The sequence below is a fragment of the Streptomyces sp. NPDC005494 genome (assembly GCF_042872025.1).
Taxonomy (GTDB): Bacteria; Actinomycetota; Actinomycetes; order Streptomycetales; family Streptomycetaceae; genus Streptomyces.
In genome coordinates, this window is sequence record NZ_JBIAJR010000001.1 from 425,394 (window position 1) to 439,582 (window position 14,189).

The 14,189-nt window shown below is 72.5% G+C and carries 14 protein-coding genes; 8 read left to right on the forward strand and 6 right to left on the reverse strand.

Translation table 11 applies throughout. From position 1 onward, the window contains the following. Nucleotides 1-127 precede the first annotated feature (127 nt). The 4 genes from ACFYQ6_RS01945 to ACFYQ6_RS01960 all read right to left on the reverse strand — a co-directional run bounded on the left by ACFYQ6_RS01945 (nt 128) and on the right by ACFYQ6_RS01960 (nt 3,293). Entirely contained in the window at nt 128-817 is a 690-nt protein-coding gene (locus ACFYQ6_RS01945; RefSeq protein WP_361572324.1) for a response regulator transcription factor, read from the reverse strand. Continuing rightward, nucleotides 814-2,079, reverse strand: coding sequence for a histidine kinase (locus tag ACFYQ6_RS01950; protein ID WP_361570462.1), 1,266 nt, complete (start codon nt 2,077-2,079; stop codon nt 814-816). The genes ACFYQ6_RS01945 and ACFYQ6_RS01950 overlap by 4 nt, the downstream gene beginning before the upstream one ends. A gap of 142 nt (nt 2,080-2,221) precedes the next feature. Further along, entirely contained in the window at nt 2,222-2,500 is a 279-nt protein-coding gene (locus tag ACFYQ6_RS01955; protein WP_361570465.1) for a hypothetical protein, read from the reverse strand. 10 nt (nt 2,501-2,510) lie between these two features. Continuing rightward, on the reverse strand, nt 2,511-3,293 hold the full coding sequence (locus tag ACFYQ6_RS01960) for a PspA/IM30 family protein (RefSeq protein ID WP_361570468.1): 783 nt from the start codon (nt 3,291-3,293) through the stop codon (nt 2,511-2,513). 296 nt (nt 3,294-3,589) lie between these two features. On the opposite strand from ACFYQ6_RS01960, the gene ACFYQ6_RS01965 reads away from it, so the two are divergent. The 3 genes from ACFYQ6_RS01965 to ACFYQ6_RS01975 all read left to right on the forward strand — a co-directional run bounded on the left by ACFYQ6_RS01965 (nt 3,590) and on the right by ACFYQ6_RS01975 (nt 6,130). Continuing rightward, entirely contained in the window at nt 3,590-4,189 is a 600-nt protein-coding gene (locus ACFYQ6_RS01965) for a DUF3043 domain-containing protein (protein WP_356735834.1), read from the forward strand. A 59-nt stretch (nt 4,190-4,248) separates the two neighbouring features. After that, complete coding sequence (locus ACFYQ6_RS01970) at nt 4,249-4,983, forward strand: methyltransferase domain-containing protein (protein WP_361572327.1); 735 nt, start codon at nt 4,249-4,251, stop codon at nt 4,981-4,983. A 73-nt stretch (nt 4,984-5,056) separates the two neighbouring features. After that, complete coding sequence (locus tag ACFYQ6_RS01975; RefSeq protein WP_388759807.1) at nt 5,057-6,130, forward strand: S1C family serine protease; 1,074 nt, start codon at nt 5,057-5,059, stop codon at nt 6,128-6,130. Nucleotides 6,131-6,204: 74 nt separating this feature from the next. On the opposite strand, the gene ACFYQ6_RS01980 is transcribed toward ACFYQ6_RS01975, so the two are convergent. After that, on the reverse strand, nt 6,205-6,408 hold the full coding sequence (locus ACFYQ6_RS01980; RefSeq protein WP_033300039.1) for a hypothetical protein: 204 nt from the start codon (nt 6,406-6,408) through the stop codon (nt 6,205-6,207). Nucleotides 6,409-6,494: 86 nt separating this feature from the next. Between ACFYQ6_RS01980 and ACFYQ6_RS01985 the strand changes: the two genes are divergently transcribed. After that, nucleotides 6,495-7,697: a bifunctional adenosylcobinamide kinase/adenosylcobinamide-phosphate guanylyltransferase gene (locus tag ACFYQ6_RS01985; protein ID WP_388759810.1), complete on the forward strand. Its 1,203-nt coding sequence runs from the start codon at nt 6,495-6,497 to the stop codon at nt 7,695-7,697. A 182-nt stretch (nt 7,698-7,879) separates the two neighbouring features. Further along, complete coding sequence (gene cobT, locus ACFYQ6_RS01990; protein WP_361570478.1) at nt 7,880-9,037, forward strand: nicotinate-nucleotide--dimethylbenzimidazole phosphoribosyltransferase; 1,158 nt, start codon at nt 7,880-7,882, stop codon at nt 9,035-9,037. A gap of 3 nt (nt 9,038-9,040) precedes the next feature. Here the strand turns inward: cobT and ACFYQ6_RS01995 are convergent, their stop codons facing one another. Continuing rightward, nucleotides 9,041-9,814 (reverse strand): hypothetical protein, encoded by a 774-nt coding sequence (locus tag ACFYQ6_RS01995; RefSeq protein WP_361570481.1) that lies wholly within the window; start codon nt 9,812-9,814, stop codon nt 9,041-9,043. An 87-nt stretch (nt 9,815-9,901) separates the two neighbouring features. Between ACFYQ6_RS01995 and ACFYQ6_RS02000 the strand changes: the two genes are divergently transcribed. From ACFYQ6_RS02000 to lpdA, 3 genes are all read left to right on the forward strand, one after another. Further along, nucleotides 9,902-10,684, forward strand: a complete 783-nt coding sequence (locus tag ACFYQ6_RS02000; protein WP_388759815.1) for an adenosylcobinamide-GDP ribazoletransferase — start codon at nt 9,902-9,904, stop codon at nt 10,682-10,684. A gap of 183 nt (nt 10,685-10,867) precedes the next feature. Continuing rightward, nucleotides 10,868-12,421 carry a leucyl aminopeptidase gene (locus ACFYQ6_RS02005; protein ID WP_388759818.1) on the forward strand — a complete coding sequence of 518 codons (1,554 nt, stop codon included), beginning with the start codon at nt 10,868-10,870 and terminating at the stop codon, nt 12,419-12,421. Between the two features lie 341 nt (nt 12,422-12,762). Continuing rightward, nucleotides 12,763-14,151: a dihydrolipoyl dehydrogenase gene (lpdA, locus tag ACFYQ6_RS02010; RefSeq protein ID WP_356735820.1), complete on the forward strand. Its 1,389-nt coding sequence runs from the start codon at nt 12,763-12,765 to the stop codon at nt 14,149-14,151. The last annotated feature ends 38 nt before the right edge of the window (nt 14,152-14,189 follow it).

Sequence of the window (14,189 nt, forward strand, 5' to 3'; positions counted from 1 at the left end):
ACATGTGGACGCGGGGACACAGCCCGCCCACCTATACGTTCGCCGATCCCTCGAGCGAATTCGTCGGCCCGCGGGTTGCTTTCTCGTTCCGCGCATACCGCAGCTGGAGTAGCCGGAACTCCACCCGTCACTCCACCCTGGGACGAACCAGGCCCGATTCGTACGCGATGACCACCAATTGCGCCCGGTCCCGTGCTCCGAGCTTCGCCATGGCCCTGTTCACATGGGTCTTCACGGTGAGGGGACTGACGGCGAGCCGGTCGGCGATCTGGTCGTTGGAATGACCGCCCGCGACCAGCACCAGCACCTCGCGCTCGCGCCCCGTGAGCGCCGCCAGGCGCGCGGAGTACTCGGCGGAGTCCCGGCCCTCGCCCGCACCCCCGCCCTGCGCGAGGAAGTTGGTGATCAGGCCCTTGGTGGCCGCCGGGGAGAGCAGCGCCTCTCCGGCGGCGGCGATGCGGATGGCGTTGAGCAGTTCCTCCGGCTCGGCCCCCTTGCCGAGGAAGCCGGAGGCGCCGGCGCGCAGCGCCTGCACCACGTACTCGTCGACCTCGAAGGTGGTCAGCATGACGATCCGTACGCCCGCGAGGTCCGGGTCCGCGCTGATCGTCCGGGTCGCGGCGAGTCCGTCGGTGCCCGGCATCCGGATGTCCATCAGGACGACGTCGGCCCGCGTCGAACGGGCCAGCGCCACGGCCTGTGCCCCGTCCGCGGCCTCGCCGACGACCCGCATGTCGGGCTCGGAGTCGACCAGGACGCGGAACGCGCTGCGCAGCAGTGCCTGGTCGTCCGCGAGCAGCACCTTGATGGGCGTCATGCGCATCCCCCCGTCCTCCCCGCCGTGCCCGGCCCTTCCGGCGCGCCTGCGCGGGCGGTGACCGGCAGGATCGCATGGACCCGGAAGCCGCCCCCGTAACGGGGTCCCGCCGTGAGCGTGCCGCCGAGCGCGGTGACGCGCTCGCGCATGCCGATCAGGCCGTGGCCGCCGCCGTCGTCCGCTCCTGGGGCGGGGACCGCGCCCCCGCCGCTGTCCAGGACGGTGATCTCGGCGGTCCCCCCGACGCGTACGACGCTCACCTCGGCCTTGGCGCCGGGGCCCGCGTGCTTGCGTACGTTGGTCAGGGCCTCCTGGATGATCCGGTAGGCCGCGAGGTCGGCCGCGGCCGGGAGCGGGCTGTCCCGGTCGGTGCAGGCCACCTCGACGGGCAGACCGGCGTTGCGGAACGTCTCCACCAGCGCGTCCAGGAGGGCGAGCCCGGGCGCGGGTTCGGTCGGCGCCTCCGGGTCGCCGGACTGGCGCAGCAGGCCGACCGTGGCCCGCAGTTCGTTCAGCGCCGAGCGGCTGGCCTCCCGTACGTGGGCGAGTGCCTCCTTGGCCTGGTCGGGGCGCTTGTCCATGACGTGCGCGGCGACTCCGGCCTGGACGTTCACCAGGGCGATGTGGTGGGCCACGACGTCGTGCAGGTCCCGGGCGATCCGCAGCCGTTCCTCGGCGACCCTGCGGCGCGCCTCCTCGTCGCGGGTGCGCTCCGCGCGCTCGGCCCGTTCCCTGATCGCGTCGATGAACGCCCTCCTGCTGCGCACCGCGTCCCCCGCCGCTCCGGCCAGGCCCGTCCAGGCGAGGACCCCGAGGTTCTCCTGGCTGTACCAGGGGCTGGCTCCGGCCACCATGGCGGTCACGGTCAGCACCCCCATCGTCAGCAGACCGGCGCGCCAGGTGGTGGGGCGGTCGGTGCCGGCCGCGATGGTGTAGAGCGCGATGACCGTGCTCATCACGACGGGGGCGGGCGGGTCCATCAGGAGGAATTCGGCGGTCGACAGCAGGCCGGTCACGGCGAGCACCGTCACGGGCCTGCGCCGGCGCATGACGAGCGCCCCTGCGGCGAGCACCATCAGGAGCACGCTCGACGGTTCGGGGGTCCGGGTGCCGAAGACGGGTCCGCGGCCCGGGTTCTGCTCGGCGAAGGACGCGCAGATCATGCAGGCGAGCACGGCGGCGGCGAGCCACGCGTCGAAGGCGAGGGGGTGGCCGCGCAGCCAGCGGCGGGCACGCACGAACCCGGTTCCGAGGGTGGTCACGTCGGACAACGGTACGGCGTGCCCTCGACGGCCGGGTCCTGGCGATGTGCGGGGCCGTCACGGAGGGGGTGCACAGCGTGGTGCCCCGCGCCGGCCGGAGCCGGGGCGGGGCACCACGAGGAGTGCGGAACGGGCAGGCCCGTCAGCCGGGGATCAGCCCGCCGTCGCGGAGCATGGAGCGCACGTCTTCGAGGGTGGCGTCGGGTGCCGGAAGGATCAGCTCGGAGGGCTCCAGGGAGTCGTCCGGGAGCGGGGAGCCGAGCTCGCGCACCTTGTCCAGGAGCGCGTGGAGCGTGGTGCGGAAGCCGGGCCCGTCACCGCTCTCCATCTCCGCGAGGAGTATGTCGTCCAGCTCGTCGAGCTCGGCCACATGGCTCTCGGCCAGGCTGACCTGGCCCTCCCCCATGATCCGTACGATCATGACGCCGTCCTCACTGCTTGTCGAACTTGTGCGGGGACTGCTGCGACTGCGGTGCAGCGTCCTGCGCACCGCCCTCGATGGCCTGCTGCTGCCCGGCGGAACCTCCTGCCAGCTCCGCCTTCATCCGCTGCAGTTCCAGTTCCACATCCGTACCACCGGAGATCCGGTCCAGCTCGGCGGCGATGTCGTCCTTGGCCGTGCCGGACGGGTCGTCCAGGGCTCCGGAGGCCAGCAGTTCGTCGATGGCTCCCGCGCGTGCCTGGAGCTGCTGGGTCTTGTCCTCGGCCCGCTGGATCGCGAGGCCGACGTCGCCCATCTCCTCGGAGATGCCGGAGAAAGCCTCACCGATCCGGGTCTGGGCCTGGGCCGCGGTGTAGGTGGCCTTGATGGTCTCCTTCTTCGTGCGGAAGGCGTCGACCTTGGCCTGCAGGCGCTGGGCCGCGAGGGTGAGCTTCTCCTCCTCGCCCTGCAGCGTCCGGTGCTGCGTCTCCAGGTCGCTGACCTGCTGCTGCAGGGCGGCGCGCCTGGACAGCGCCTCGCGGGCCAGGTCCTCGCGGCCGAGCGCGAGTGCCTTGCGGCCCTGGTCCTCCAGCTTGGACGACTGGCCCTGCAGCTGGTTCAGCTGCAGCTCGAGCCGCTTGCGCGAGGTCGCCACGTCGGCGACACCGCGCCGTACCTTCTGGAGCAGTTCGAGCTGCTTCTGGTACGAGTAATCGAGGGTCTCGCGCGGATCCTCGGCCCGGTCAAGGGCCTTGTTTGCCTTCGCGCGGAAGATCATTCCCATACGCTTCATGACACCGCTCATGGGCTTCGCGCGCCCCCTTCTGACGGACTGAGCTCCAGCACTCCAACAGAACCCACAGTACGGGCCCTGTCTCCATTACCGCACTGTTCGAGCACGGATGTGCTCCTACCCAAGGACGACTGCCGCCCGCGACCACTCCCGCGCAAGGAGTAGACGAACCTCGGGGAAAGCCGGGGCGACGTCCGTTCTGCCCCTGTCGGGACACTTTTCAGGACGCGGGCCGTTGCCGGATCGTTCCCGGCCGGTCCTCGGTTGCCGCGACCGACCCCGTACCCTTGGGTTTTGTGTTCCGTAGCCGCTCCAAGGAAGAGAAGGCCCCCACCGGCAAGGTGACGGCGGACCTCTCCAAGACGCCCCGCGACCCTCAGGCTCCCAAGGGTCGCCCCACCCCCAAGCGCAGCGACGCCCAGACGCAGCGCCGGCGTGCCTCCAGTGGCGCGCCGACCGACCGCAAGGAGGCCGCGCGGCGCCAGCGCGAAGCCCGCCGGGCGGACATGGCCCGTCAGCGGGAGGCGCTCGCCTCCGGCGACGAGCGCTATCTGCCCGCGCGGGACAAGGGCCCCGTGCGGCGCTACGTCCGCGACTTCGTGGACTCGCGCTTCTGCATCGCGGAGTACTTCCTGCCGCTCGCGGTGATCATCCTGATCCTCAGCGTGATCCAGGTGCAGAACATCCAGAACATCTCGCTGCTGCTCTGGCTCGGCGTGATCGTGCTCATCGTCGTCGACTCCATCGGCCTCGGTCTCCGGCTCAGGAAGCAGCTGGCCCAGCGCTTCCCCGACACCCCCAAGCGCGGCGCGGTGGCCTACGGCCTGATGCGCACGCTCCAGATGCGCCGTCTGCGTCTTCCCAAGCCGCAGGTCAAGCGGGGAGAGCGGCCCTGAGCACGGAGACCTCCGGCTTCACGGGGGTTTCCGCCCAGTGGCTGGGTGGGCTCGGCGGACTGCGTAACACCGTCCGCCAGGAGCTCGTCGCCCGGCAGCTCGACGAGCAGATAGCCGCGCGCTTCCCCGTGGGGCAGCGGCTGCGGGTGCTCGACGTCGGCATGGGCCAGGGCACGCAGGCCCTGCGCCTGGCGCGGGCCGGGCACTCCGTGACGGGCCTGGAGTCCGACGCCGAGATGCTCCGGACCGCGCGGGAGTCCCTCGCGGGCGAGCCCGAGGGCATCCGGGAGCGGGTGCGGCTCATCGAGGGCGACGGCCGTGACACCGGGGTGCACTTCCTGCCCGGCAGCTTCGACGTGGTGCTCTGCCACGGCGTGCTGATGTATGTGCCCGAGCCGGATCCGATGCTGGCCGGCCTGGCCAGGATGCTGGCGCCCGGCGGCCTGCTCTCGCTGCTCGTGCGGAACGCGGACGCGCTGGCCATGCGGCCCGGGACGGCCGGCGACTTCGGCGCGGCCCTCGCCGCGTTCGAGACGGACACGTACACGAACAGGCTCGGCCTCTCCGTCCGTGCGGACCGGCTCGACGCGCTGCGGTCCACGCTCGCCGGGATCGCAGCCCCGCTGCACGCCTGGTACGGCGTGCGGGTCTTCACGGACAACGTGAGCAACGACGCGGAGCTGCCCGGCCCCGAGGAGCTGGCGAAGATCTTCGCCGCGGAGGACCGGGCGGGCCGGACGGACCCGTACCGCGGGATCGCCGCGCTGCTGCACCTGTGCGGGGTACGCGGCTGACACGGCCAGGACCGTACGCCTGATCGGCCCACCAGGGCAGGCCGTCGGGGCGGGTCCTGGCGATACTCCGGGCATGGACGCATCCCCTTCCCGCAGCCGGGTTCGCCGCTCGCTCACGCCGCCGGCCGCCGGTGTCTGCCTGATCGCCCTGGCGGTCGGCTGCGCGGGACCGCCCTCCGCCCCCACGGCCGCCCCGGCCCGCCAGGAAGTGGTGTCCCGGGCGGCGGGCGATCTGGAGGAGCAGTACCAGAACGTCATCCGGGACGTGCTGCCCTCCGTGGTCCAGGTCGGCGCGGGGGACGGGCTCGGGTCGGGCATCGTCTACGACGGCAGGGGCCATGTCGTCACCAACGCGCATGTGGTGGGCGACGAGAAGAGTTTCGACGTCAGTGTCGCCACCGGTGAGCAGGTGCTCAAGGCGTCCCTGGTCTCCAGCTATCCGGAGCAGGACCTCGCCGTCATCAGACTCGACGACGTCCCCGAGGGGCTGCGGGCCGCGAAGTTCGGCGACACCGACGAGGTCGAGGTCGGTCAGATCGTCCTGGCGATGGGCTCACCGCTAGGCCTGTCCAGCAGCGTCACCCAGGGCATCGTGTCGGCCGTGGGCCGGACCGTCAGCGAGAGCGGCTCGGGCGGTGGCACCGGGGCGACGCTCGTCGACATGGTGCAGACCTCGGCGGCCATCAACCCGGGAAACAGCGGCGGCGCCCTGGTGAACCTCGACAGCGAGGTGATCGGCATCCCGACCCTCGCGGCGACCGACCCGCAGCTGGGCGGCAGCGCGGCCCCCGGCATCGGGTTCGCCATCCCGGTCTCGATGGTGCGGACGGTCGCCGACCAGATCATCAGGTCCGGGAAGGTCACGGACTCGGGCCGGGCGGCCCTGAACATCACGGGCCGCACCGTGGTGGACGACGACTACCAGCCGGCCGGCGTCGCGATCGTCAGCGTCCAGGACGGCGGGGCCGCGCAGAAGGCGGGTCTGCGCGTCGGGGACGTCGTCACGAAGGTCGACGACGACCGGATCACGACGATCACGTCGCTCTCGGAGGCCCTGGCGGGCGCCGAGCCGGGCGAGAAGGTCACGGTGACGTACACACGAGGGGGCTCGGCGAGGACGGCCGACGTCACCCTGGGCGAGATCTGAGCGCCGGTCAGGGGCGGGACGGCCGACGGGCCGTGGCCCGCCCGGACGCGGGGGCGCGGGCGGGCCGGGAGGCCTCAGTCGGCCTGGAGGCTCATCGGCCCGTAGATCTTCGTCGTGTCCTCGAAGAGGGTCACCTGGTCGGCGCCGCCTTCCAGGAGCTCCTTCCAGAACTCACCGATCCAGGACTCCGCGTCGCCCTGGGTCGTGAACTCCTCCGGCTGCAGCGCCGGCTCCGTCTCCGTACCGTCGGACTTCTCGAACCGCCACGTCCACGCCATGTCCGCCTCCTGGGTCACGTTGCTCCCCGAAGACTAGTGGGTGTCCCGGCCGCGCAGGTGGTTCATGGACACGGGAGGATCAGAGCGTGGAACTGACTCTGCTCGGCACAGGCGCCCCCGACGGGCTGCCGCGGCCCGACTGCCCTTGCGCCGTCTGCGCGTCCTCCCGTGGTGCGCGGGCGCGCGCGGCGACCGCGCTGCTCGTCGACGACGCGCTGCTGCTCGACCTCACCCCGGGCGCCGTGTTCGCCGCCGCCCGGGCGGGCCGCTCGCTCGCCGCCGTACGCCAGGTGCTGCTGACCCACCCTCACGACGGCCCCGCGATGGAGCTGCCCGCCTCGCTGCCGCCGGCGGGACGGATCCCGGACGGCCAGGAGCTGACTCTGATCACCGGTCACCGGGTGCGGGCCCTGGCGATGGACGCCCCGGGCACGGGCTACGAGGTGACGTCAGCGGACGGTGAGCGCCTGCTCTACCTGCCGCCCGGGGCCTCCCCCGCCGGTCTGGCCGCCCCCGTCGCGGAGCCGTACGACATGGTCGTGTGCGACGTGATCGCGCGGCCGGACGCGGTGGCCCGGCTGCGGGCGGTGGACGCCGTCGGGGCGGCCACCGAGATCGTCGCCGTGCACCTGGACCATGACGCGCCGCCCGGCGCCGAACTGGACCGCCGCCTCGCCGCGGGCGGGGCGCGGGCGGTGCCGGACGGGACGACGCTGCCGGTGGGCGCCTACCACGCCGTGCCCGAGGTGCCCCGGCGCACGCTGGTAACGGGCGGCGCCCGCTCGGGGAAGTCGGTGGAGGCCGAACAGCGCCTGGAGACCTTTCCCGAGGTGGTGTACGTGGCGACGGGCGGCCGCCGCCACGGGGACGCGGAGTGGGAGGCCCGGATCGGGCTGCACCGGGACCGCAGGCCCGCCGCCTGGCGCACCGAGGAGACGTGCGAGCTGACGGGTCTGCTGGAGGAGGACGGCCCGCCGCTCCTGATCGACTGTCTGTCGCTGTGGCTGACCGACGCGATGGACCGGGCCGGCGCGTGGGACGACGAGCGCTGGGCCGGCGGCGGGGAGGAGAAGCTCCGCGAACGGGTCGCCGAGCTGGTCCGCGCGGTGCGCGGCACACGCCGTACGGTCGTCGCCGTGACCAACGAGACCGGCTCGGGCGTGGTCCCCGCGACGGCTTCAGGGCGGCGCTTCCGGGACGAACTGGGCCGTCTGAACGCGGCGTTCGCCGCCGAGTGCGAGCACGTGCTGCTCGTGGTGGCGGGACAGGCGCTGGTGCTGCGCGGCTGAGCGCCGGGCGGGTACGGGCGGGGGACGCGGGGCTGATCGCCGGGCGGGGGCGAGCCGGGATGCGGGGCTGGTCGCCGGGCGGGTGCGAGCCGGGATGCGGAAAGAAGTGCCGGGTACTGTTCCGCACAGGAGCCCCCGGGCGGGTTCCGGCCCACCTGTGACGACCCGCGAGGCAGATCCCCGTGAATCTGGACGACTTCTCCGACCTGATCGAGCGCCCCGACGGGGGTGTACGGCGTGACGCCGAGGAACGCCGGGAGCGGCTGGCCGTTCCCGGCGGGGCTCTCGGCCGCCTCGACGAGCTGGGTGAGTGGCTGTCGGCCGCTCAGCAAGCGGTACCCGTCAAGCCGGTCGACCGGCCGCGCGTGGTGCTGTTCGCAGGCGACCACGGGGTGGCGGAGCTGGGGGTGTCCGGCCGGGCCGCCGGCTCCGCGCACGAGCTCGTACGGGGGGTGCTGGACGGGGCGAGTCCCGTCGCCGTGCTGGCCCGGCGCTTCTCCGTCCCGGTGCGGGTCGTCGACGCCGGTCTGGACTGCGATCCGGCGCTGCTGCCCGAGGCGGTCGTACGCCACCGGGTGCGGCGCGGCAGCGGGCGGATCGACGTCGAGGACGCTCTGACGGCTGAGGAGGCCGAGCAGGCCGTGCTTCTCGGGATCCGCGTCGCCGACGAGGAGGCCGACTCCGGCACCGATCTCGTGGTGCTGGGCGATCTGAGCGTCGGCGGTACGACGGCGGCCTCGACCCTGATCGCGGCCCTGTGCGGCACGGACGCCTCGGTGGTGACCGGGCGCGGCGGCGCCGGCATCGACGATCTGGCGTGGATGCGCAAGTGCGCGGCGATCCGGGACTCGCTGCGCCGCGCCCGGCCGGTCCTCGGTGACCAGCTGGAGCTGCTGGCGACGGTCGGCGGCGCCGATCTGGCCGCCATGACGGGGTTCCTGCTGCAGAGCGCGGTGCGCCGGATGCCCGTGGTGCTGGACGGAGTGGTCTCGGCGGCCTGCGCGCTGGTGGCCCAGCGGGCGGCGTTCCGGGCGCCGGACTGGTGGCTCGCGGGGCAGCTGAGCGGGGAGCCCGCGCAGCTCAAGGCCCTGGACAGGATGGCGCTCACCCCCCTGCTCGACCACGGTGTGACCGTGGGCGAGGGCAGCGGGGCCCTGCTGGCGCTGCCCCTCGTCCAGGCCGCCGCGGCGCTGGCGGCGGAGCTGCCCGAGCGTCCGCGGGAGCCCGCCGTCGAGGACGACACGGAAGACGACGCGGAGGGCGAGGCGGAGGGCGAGCACACCGAGGCGCCCTCGCGGGAGCCTGCCGGGGACGGCCGCCCCGCGGACCCCACCGCCTGACGCTCAGGGGCCGCTGCCGGGGCGGGGGCCCGGCAGCGGGGTGCGGTCCGGTGCCCCGCCGATGAGGTCCTGGAAGCGGCGTCGCGGGCCCGCCCAGCGCACGTCGTGGTGATAGGCCCTCAGCACCGCCCTGGCGCGGGCGCGGTGGCGGCGGCGGTAGAAGCGCTTCGCCCACAGCGAGGCGGGCCGGGCCAGCCGGAGCGCCCCCACCAGCGCGACGAACGGGACGAGGGTGCCGATCACAGCCATCCGGGCCTTGCCCTTGAACAGGGCGATCAGCACGAAGGCGAAGTTGAGGACGTAGGTCAGGATGACCGTCAGCCGGTTCTGCTGCTGCTCGCCGCTCAGCTCGTCCACGCCGAACGGCGAGAAGCCGCCGAGCACCAGCAGGACGAGCGAGGCCGTGAGGACCACGACCTCCACGCTCTGACGGCCCTCCTCCGTCCAGTACACGTCGTCGAGGTGCAGGATCAGGGCGAACTCGTCGAGTACGAGGCCGGCCCCGACGCCGAAGACCACGGCGAAGGTCGAGGCGGCGACCCCACGCTGACCGCTGGCGACCGCCCCGAAGCCGCCGACGACCGTGAGCACCACGCCCGGCACCACGTGGTGCACGTGCACTCCGCCGGGCGTGATGTTGCGGAACGGCCCCTTCCCGGCCCTGATCAGCCGGGTGATCATCCGGGTGATGGCGAAGGTCAGCACGAAGGCGCTCAGGGCGATCAGCAGCGGGAGCTTGCCCGGCTCGACGATGTTGTTCTGGAACCAGTGACCCATGCCACCTCCGCCCGACTGTCATCACATGAGGCTTTTGGGCCACTTTGCACAATCTAGCGTGTGCGCGCACCGGTTAGCCTGCGCGCCGTGACCTCCCTGAACCTCCACGGCATACGTTTCGCCTTCGGCACCCTGACGGCGCTGCCCGTCCGCGTCTCCCGCTGGGACCGCGGCGCGGCGCGCGCGGGCATGCTGTGCGCCCCGCTCGCCGGGCTGGCCGTGGGTCTGCTCGCCGCCGTGCCGGGGGTGCTGCTCCTGCTCGGCGGGTCGGGTCCGCTGACGGCGGCGGTCGCCTCCGCCGCGCTTCCCGCCGCGCTGACACGAGGGCTGCACCTGGACGGGCTCGCCGACACCGCCGACGGGCTCGGCAGCGCGAAGCCGGCCGAGGACGCGCTGCGGATCATGAAGCAGTCGGACATCGGGCCGTTCGGTGTGATCACCCTGGTCCTCGTCCTGCTCGCCCAGGTCGCGGCGCTGTTCGAGCTCTACGGCCGGGGCTGGGCCGACGGGGCGCTGGGCACGGTCGCCGCCGCCGTCACGGCCCGGCTCGCGCTCACGCTGGCCTCGCGGCGGGATGTCCCGCCCGCCCGGCCGGAAGGCCTCGGCGCGGCCGTCGCCGGTACCGTGCCGCCCCTGCGCGCGCTGGCCGTCTGCTGCGCGGTCGTCCTGTGCTGCGCGGGTGCGGGCGCACTGCTCGGCGGATACGGTGCCGCTCTTCACCACGCCCTCGCCGTTTCGGCCGGCCTCGTGGCGGCGCAGCTGATGCTGGGTCACTGCGTGCGCCGCTTCGGCGGGGTGACGGGTGACGTTTTCGGGGCACTGGAGGAGACAGCGGCGACGGCGGCCCTGGTGGCCCTGTCACTGGGCTGAGGACCCGTCCCGTTCACGCGCCCGGCACCTGGACGGCCCGCCCCCGTCAACCGGACGCATGGGCGCGCGTAGGCTCATTCCCGGCACATTGCGGCGGCGTCTACGATGCGCCGGGCCCGGTCGGCCACCCCCTCGACCAACACAGGCCGGCACACAACTCAACGGAAGCGAGATTTCACCACCGTGACAGCTCTCACTCTCAGCACCTCAGGTGCGGCGACGCTGCGCGCCGACGCACTGGTCGTCGGCGTCGCCAAGGCCGCTGGGTCCAAGTCTGGGGGCCTGGTCGTGGCACCGGGCGCCGAAGCAGTGGACAAGGCGTTCGACGGAAAGCTCGCCACCGTCCTGGAGACCCTGGGCGCCTCCGGTGCCGAGGGCGAAGTGACCAAGCTCCCCGCGCCCTCGGGCCTCAAGGCACCGGTCGTCCTCGCGGTCGGTCTCGGTCCGGTCCCGGCGAAGGACGACGCGTACGACGCCGAGACACTGCGCCGGGCCGCGGGCAGCGCCGCCCGTGCGCTGAAGGGTTCGAAGAAGGCCGGCTTCGCGCTGCCGACGGAGTCCGCCGAGGACGCCGGGGCCATCGCGGAGGGCGCGCTCCTGGGCGCGTACGCCTTCACCGCCTACCAGGGCGGCGAGAACCGGCTCGCGCCGAAGAAGTCCGCGGGCAGCGACGCGAAGCTGCCGCTCGCCGAGGTCACCCTGCTCGGTGGCAAGCCGCGCGACAAGGCGTTCAAGGCCGCTGCCGAGCGCGCCGTCGCGGTCACCGAGGAGATCAACCGGGCCCGCGACCTGATCAACACCCCGCCGAACGACCTGTACCCCGAGTCCTTCGCCGCCGTGGCCACCGCCGCGGGCAAGGAGCACGGCATCAAGGTGCAGGTCCTCGACGAGAAGGCGCTCGTCAAGGGCGGCTACGGCGGCCTGCTCGGCGTCGGCCAGGGTTCCACCCACGGCCCGCGCCTGGTCAAGCTGGCCTACACCCACCCGAAGGCGGAGAAGACGCTCGCCCTGGTGGGCAAGGGCATCACCTACGACTCGGGCGGCATCTCGCTCAAGCCGGCCGGGCACAACGAGACGATGAAGTGCGACATGAGCGGCGCCGCCGCCGTGTTCGCCGCCGTCGTCGCGGCCGCCCGCCTCGGTCTCCGGGTCAACGTCACCGGCTGGCTGGCTCTCGCCGAGAACATGCCGTCCGGCAACGCCACCCGCCCGGGCGACGTGCTGCACATGTACAGCGGCAAGACCGTCGAGGTCCTCAACACCGACGCCGAGGGCCGGCTGGTCCTGGCCGACGCGCTGACCCGCGCCTCCGAGGAGAAGCCGGACGCGATCGTGGACGTGGCGACCCTGACGGGCGCGATGGTCCTGGCGCTGGGCAACCGCACCTTCGGTGTGATGGCCAACGACGACGCGTTCCGTACGTCGATCCACGAGATCGCGGAGGAGGTCGGCGAGGCCTCCTGGCCGATGCCGCTCCCCGCCGACCTGCGCAAGGGCATGGACTCCCCGACCGCCGACATCGCCAACATGGGCGAGCGGATGGGCGGCGGCCTGGTGGCCGGTCTGTTCCTCCAGGAGTTCGTGGGCGAGGGCATCGCCTGGGCGCACCTGGACATCGCGGGCCCGGCCTTCCACGAGGGCGCGCCGTACGGCTACACACCCAAGGGCGGCACCGGCTCCTCGGTCCGCACCCTGGTGCGACTGGCCGAGCGCACCGCGGCCGGCGACCTCGGCTGACGTCCGGCACCGGCGTCCTCCCGCGGATTCCGCGCGCGGATCGCGCGTGTCACACACGGCCCCGGGCATACGTCCGGGGCCGTGGGCGTTCACCTCAGTGGCTCTGACCGGTTTCTCCGGAAATCCGTACGCCTCGGTAACCGTCCGGGCCCGGTCTTCGTCCGGCTCGGAGCAGGGGCCCGCGTCCCGTCCGCCCGCAACAAGTGCGAAGATGGGTTCTCGGCAGGACAGGGCCCCCACCACAGGGCCGAATAACGCAAGCGGCCGAACACCAGCCGACCGGCCGGTCACACCCCAGCGACGGGGCCCGGCGTACGGCGCACATGCATGGAGGACGTGACGTGGCGAACGACGCCAGCACCGTTTTCGACCTAGTGATCCTCGGCGGTGGTAGCGGCGGTTACGCCGCGGCCCTGCGCGGAGCTCAGCTGGGCCTGGACGTCGCACTGATCGAAAAGGGCAAGGTCGGCGGCACCTGCCTGCACAACGGCTGCATCCCCACGAAGGCGCTGCTGCACGCCGGCGAGATCGCCGACCAGGCTCGCGAGGCCGAGCAGTTCGGTGTGAAGGCCACCTTCGAGGGCATCGACATGGCGGCCGTCCACAAGTACAAGGACGACGTGATCTCGGGCCTGTACAAGGGTCTGCAGGGTCTTGTCGCCTCGCGCAAGGTGCACTACATCGAGGGTGAGGGCCGGCTCTCGTCGCCCACCTCGGTGGACGTCAACGGCCAGCGTGTCCAGGGCCGCCACGTGCTGCTGGCGACCGGCTCCGTGCCGAAGTCGCTGCCCGGCCTGGAGATCGACGGCAACCGCATCATCTCCTCGGACCACGCGCTGAAGCTCGACCGTGTGCCGAAGTCCGCGATCGTCCTGGGCGGCGGTGTCATCGGCGTCGAGTTCGCATCGGCGTGGAAGTCCTTCGGCACCGACGTCACCATCGTCGAGGGCCTGAAGCACCTGGTCCCCGTCGAGGACGAGAACAGCTCCAAGCTTCTTGAGCGCGCCTTCCGCAAGCGCGGCATCAAGTTCAACCTCGGCACCTTCTTCGACAAGGCCGAGTACACGCAGGACGGCGTGCGCGTGACCCTCGCCGACGGCAAGACCTTCGAGGCGGAGCTGCTGCTGGTCGCGATCGGCCGCGGTCCGGTCTCGCAGGGTCTGGGCTACGAGGAGGCGGGTGTCGCGATGGACCGCGGCTACGTCCTCGTCGACGAGTACATGCAGACCAACGTCCCGACGATCTCTGCCGTCGGTGACCTCGTCCCGACCCTCCAGCTCGCCCACGTCGGCTTCGCCGAGGGCATCCTGGTGGCCGAGCGCCTGGCCGGTCTCAAGACCGTCCCGGTCGACTACGACGGCGTGCCGAAGGTGACGTACTGCCACCCCGAGGTCGCCTCCGTCGGCATCACCGAGGCCAAGGCCAAGGAGATCTACGGTGCGGACAAGGTCGTCGCGCTCAAGTACAACCTCGCGGGCAACGGCAAGAGCAAGATCCTGAAGACCGCGGGCGAGATCAAGCTCGTCCAGGTCAAGGACGGTGCCGTGGTCGGCGTCCACATGGTCGGTGACCGTATGGGCGAGCAGGTCGGCGAAGCGCAGCTGATCTACAACTGGGAGGCGCTGCCGGCCGAGGTCGCGCAGCTCATCCACGCCCACCCGACGCAGAACGAGGCGATGGGCGAAGCCCACCTGGCCCTGGCGGGCAAGCCTCTCCACTCCCACGACTGATCCAGTCCCGGGGACGACCGACCACTTCCGCACTTTCG

What these genes read in the sequence shown, in the direction of transcription:
- ACFYQ6_RS01945 (WP_361572324.1), bottom strand. Translation starts at nt 817, where the DNA reads ATGACGCCCATCAAGGTGCTGCTCGCGGACGACCAGGCACTGCTGCGC.
- ACFYQ6_RS01955 (WP_361570465.1), bottom strand. Translation starts at nt 2,500, where the DNA reads ATGATCGTACGGATCATGGGGGAGGGCCAGGTCAGCCTGGCCGAGAGC.
- ACFYQ6_RS01960 (WP_361570468.1), bottom strand. Translation starts at nt 3,293, where the DNA reads ATGAAGCGTATGGGAATGATCTTCCGCGCGAAGGCAAACAAGGCCCTT.
- ACFYQ6_RS01975 (WP_388759807.1), top strand. Translation starts at nt 5,057, where the DNA reads ATGGACGCATCCCCTTCCCGCAGCCGGGTTCGCCGCTCGCTCACGCCG.
- ACFYQ6_RS01980 (WP_033300039.1), bottom strand. Translation starts at nt 6,408, where the DNA reads ATGGCGTGGACGTGGCGGTTCGAGAAGTCCGACGGTACGGAGACGGAG.
- ACFYQ6_RS01995 (WP_361570481.1), bottom strand. Translation starts at nt 9,814, where the DNA reads ATGGGTCACTGGTTCCAGAACAACATCGTCGAGCCGGGCAAGCTCCCG.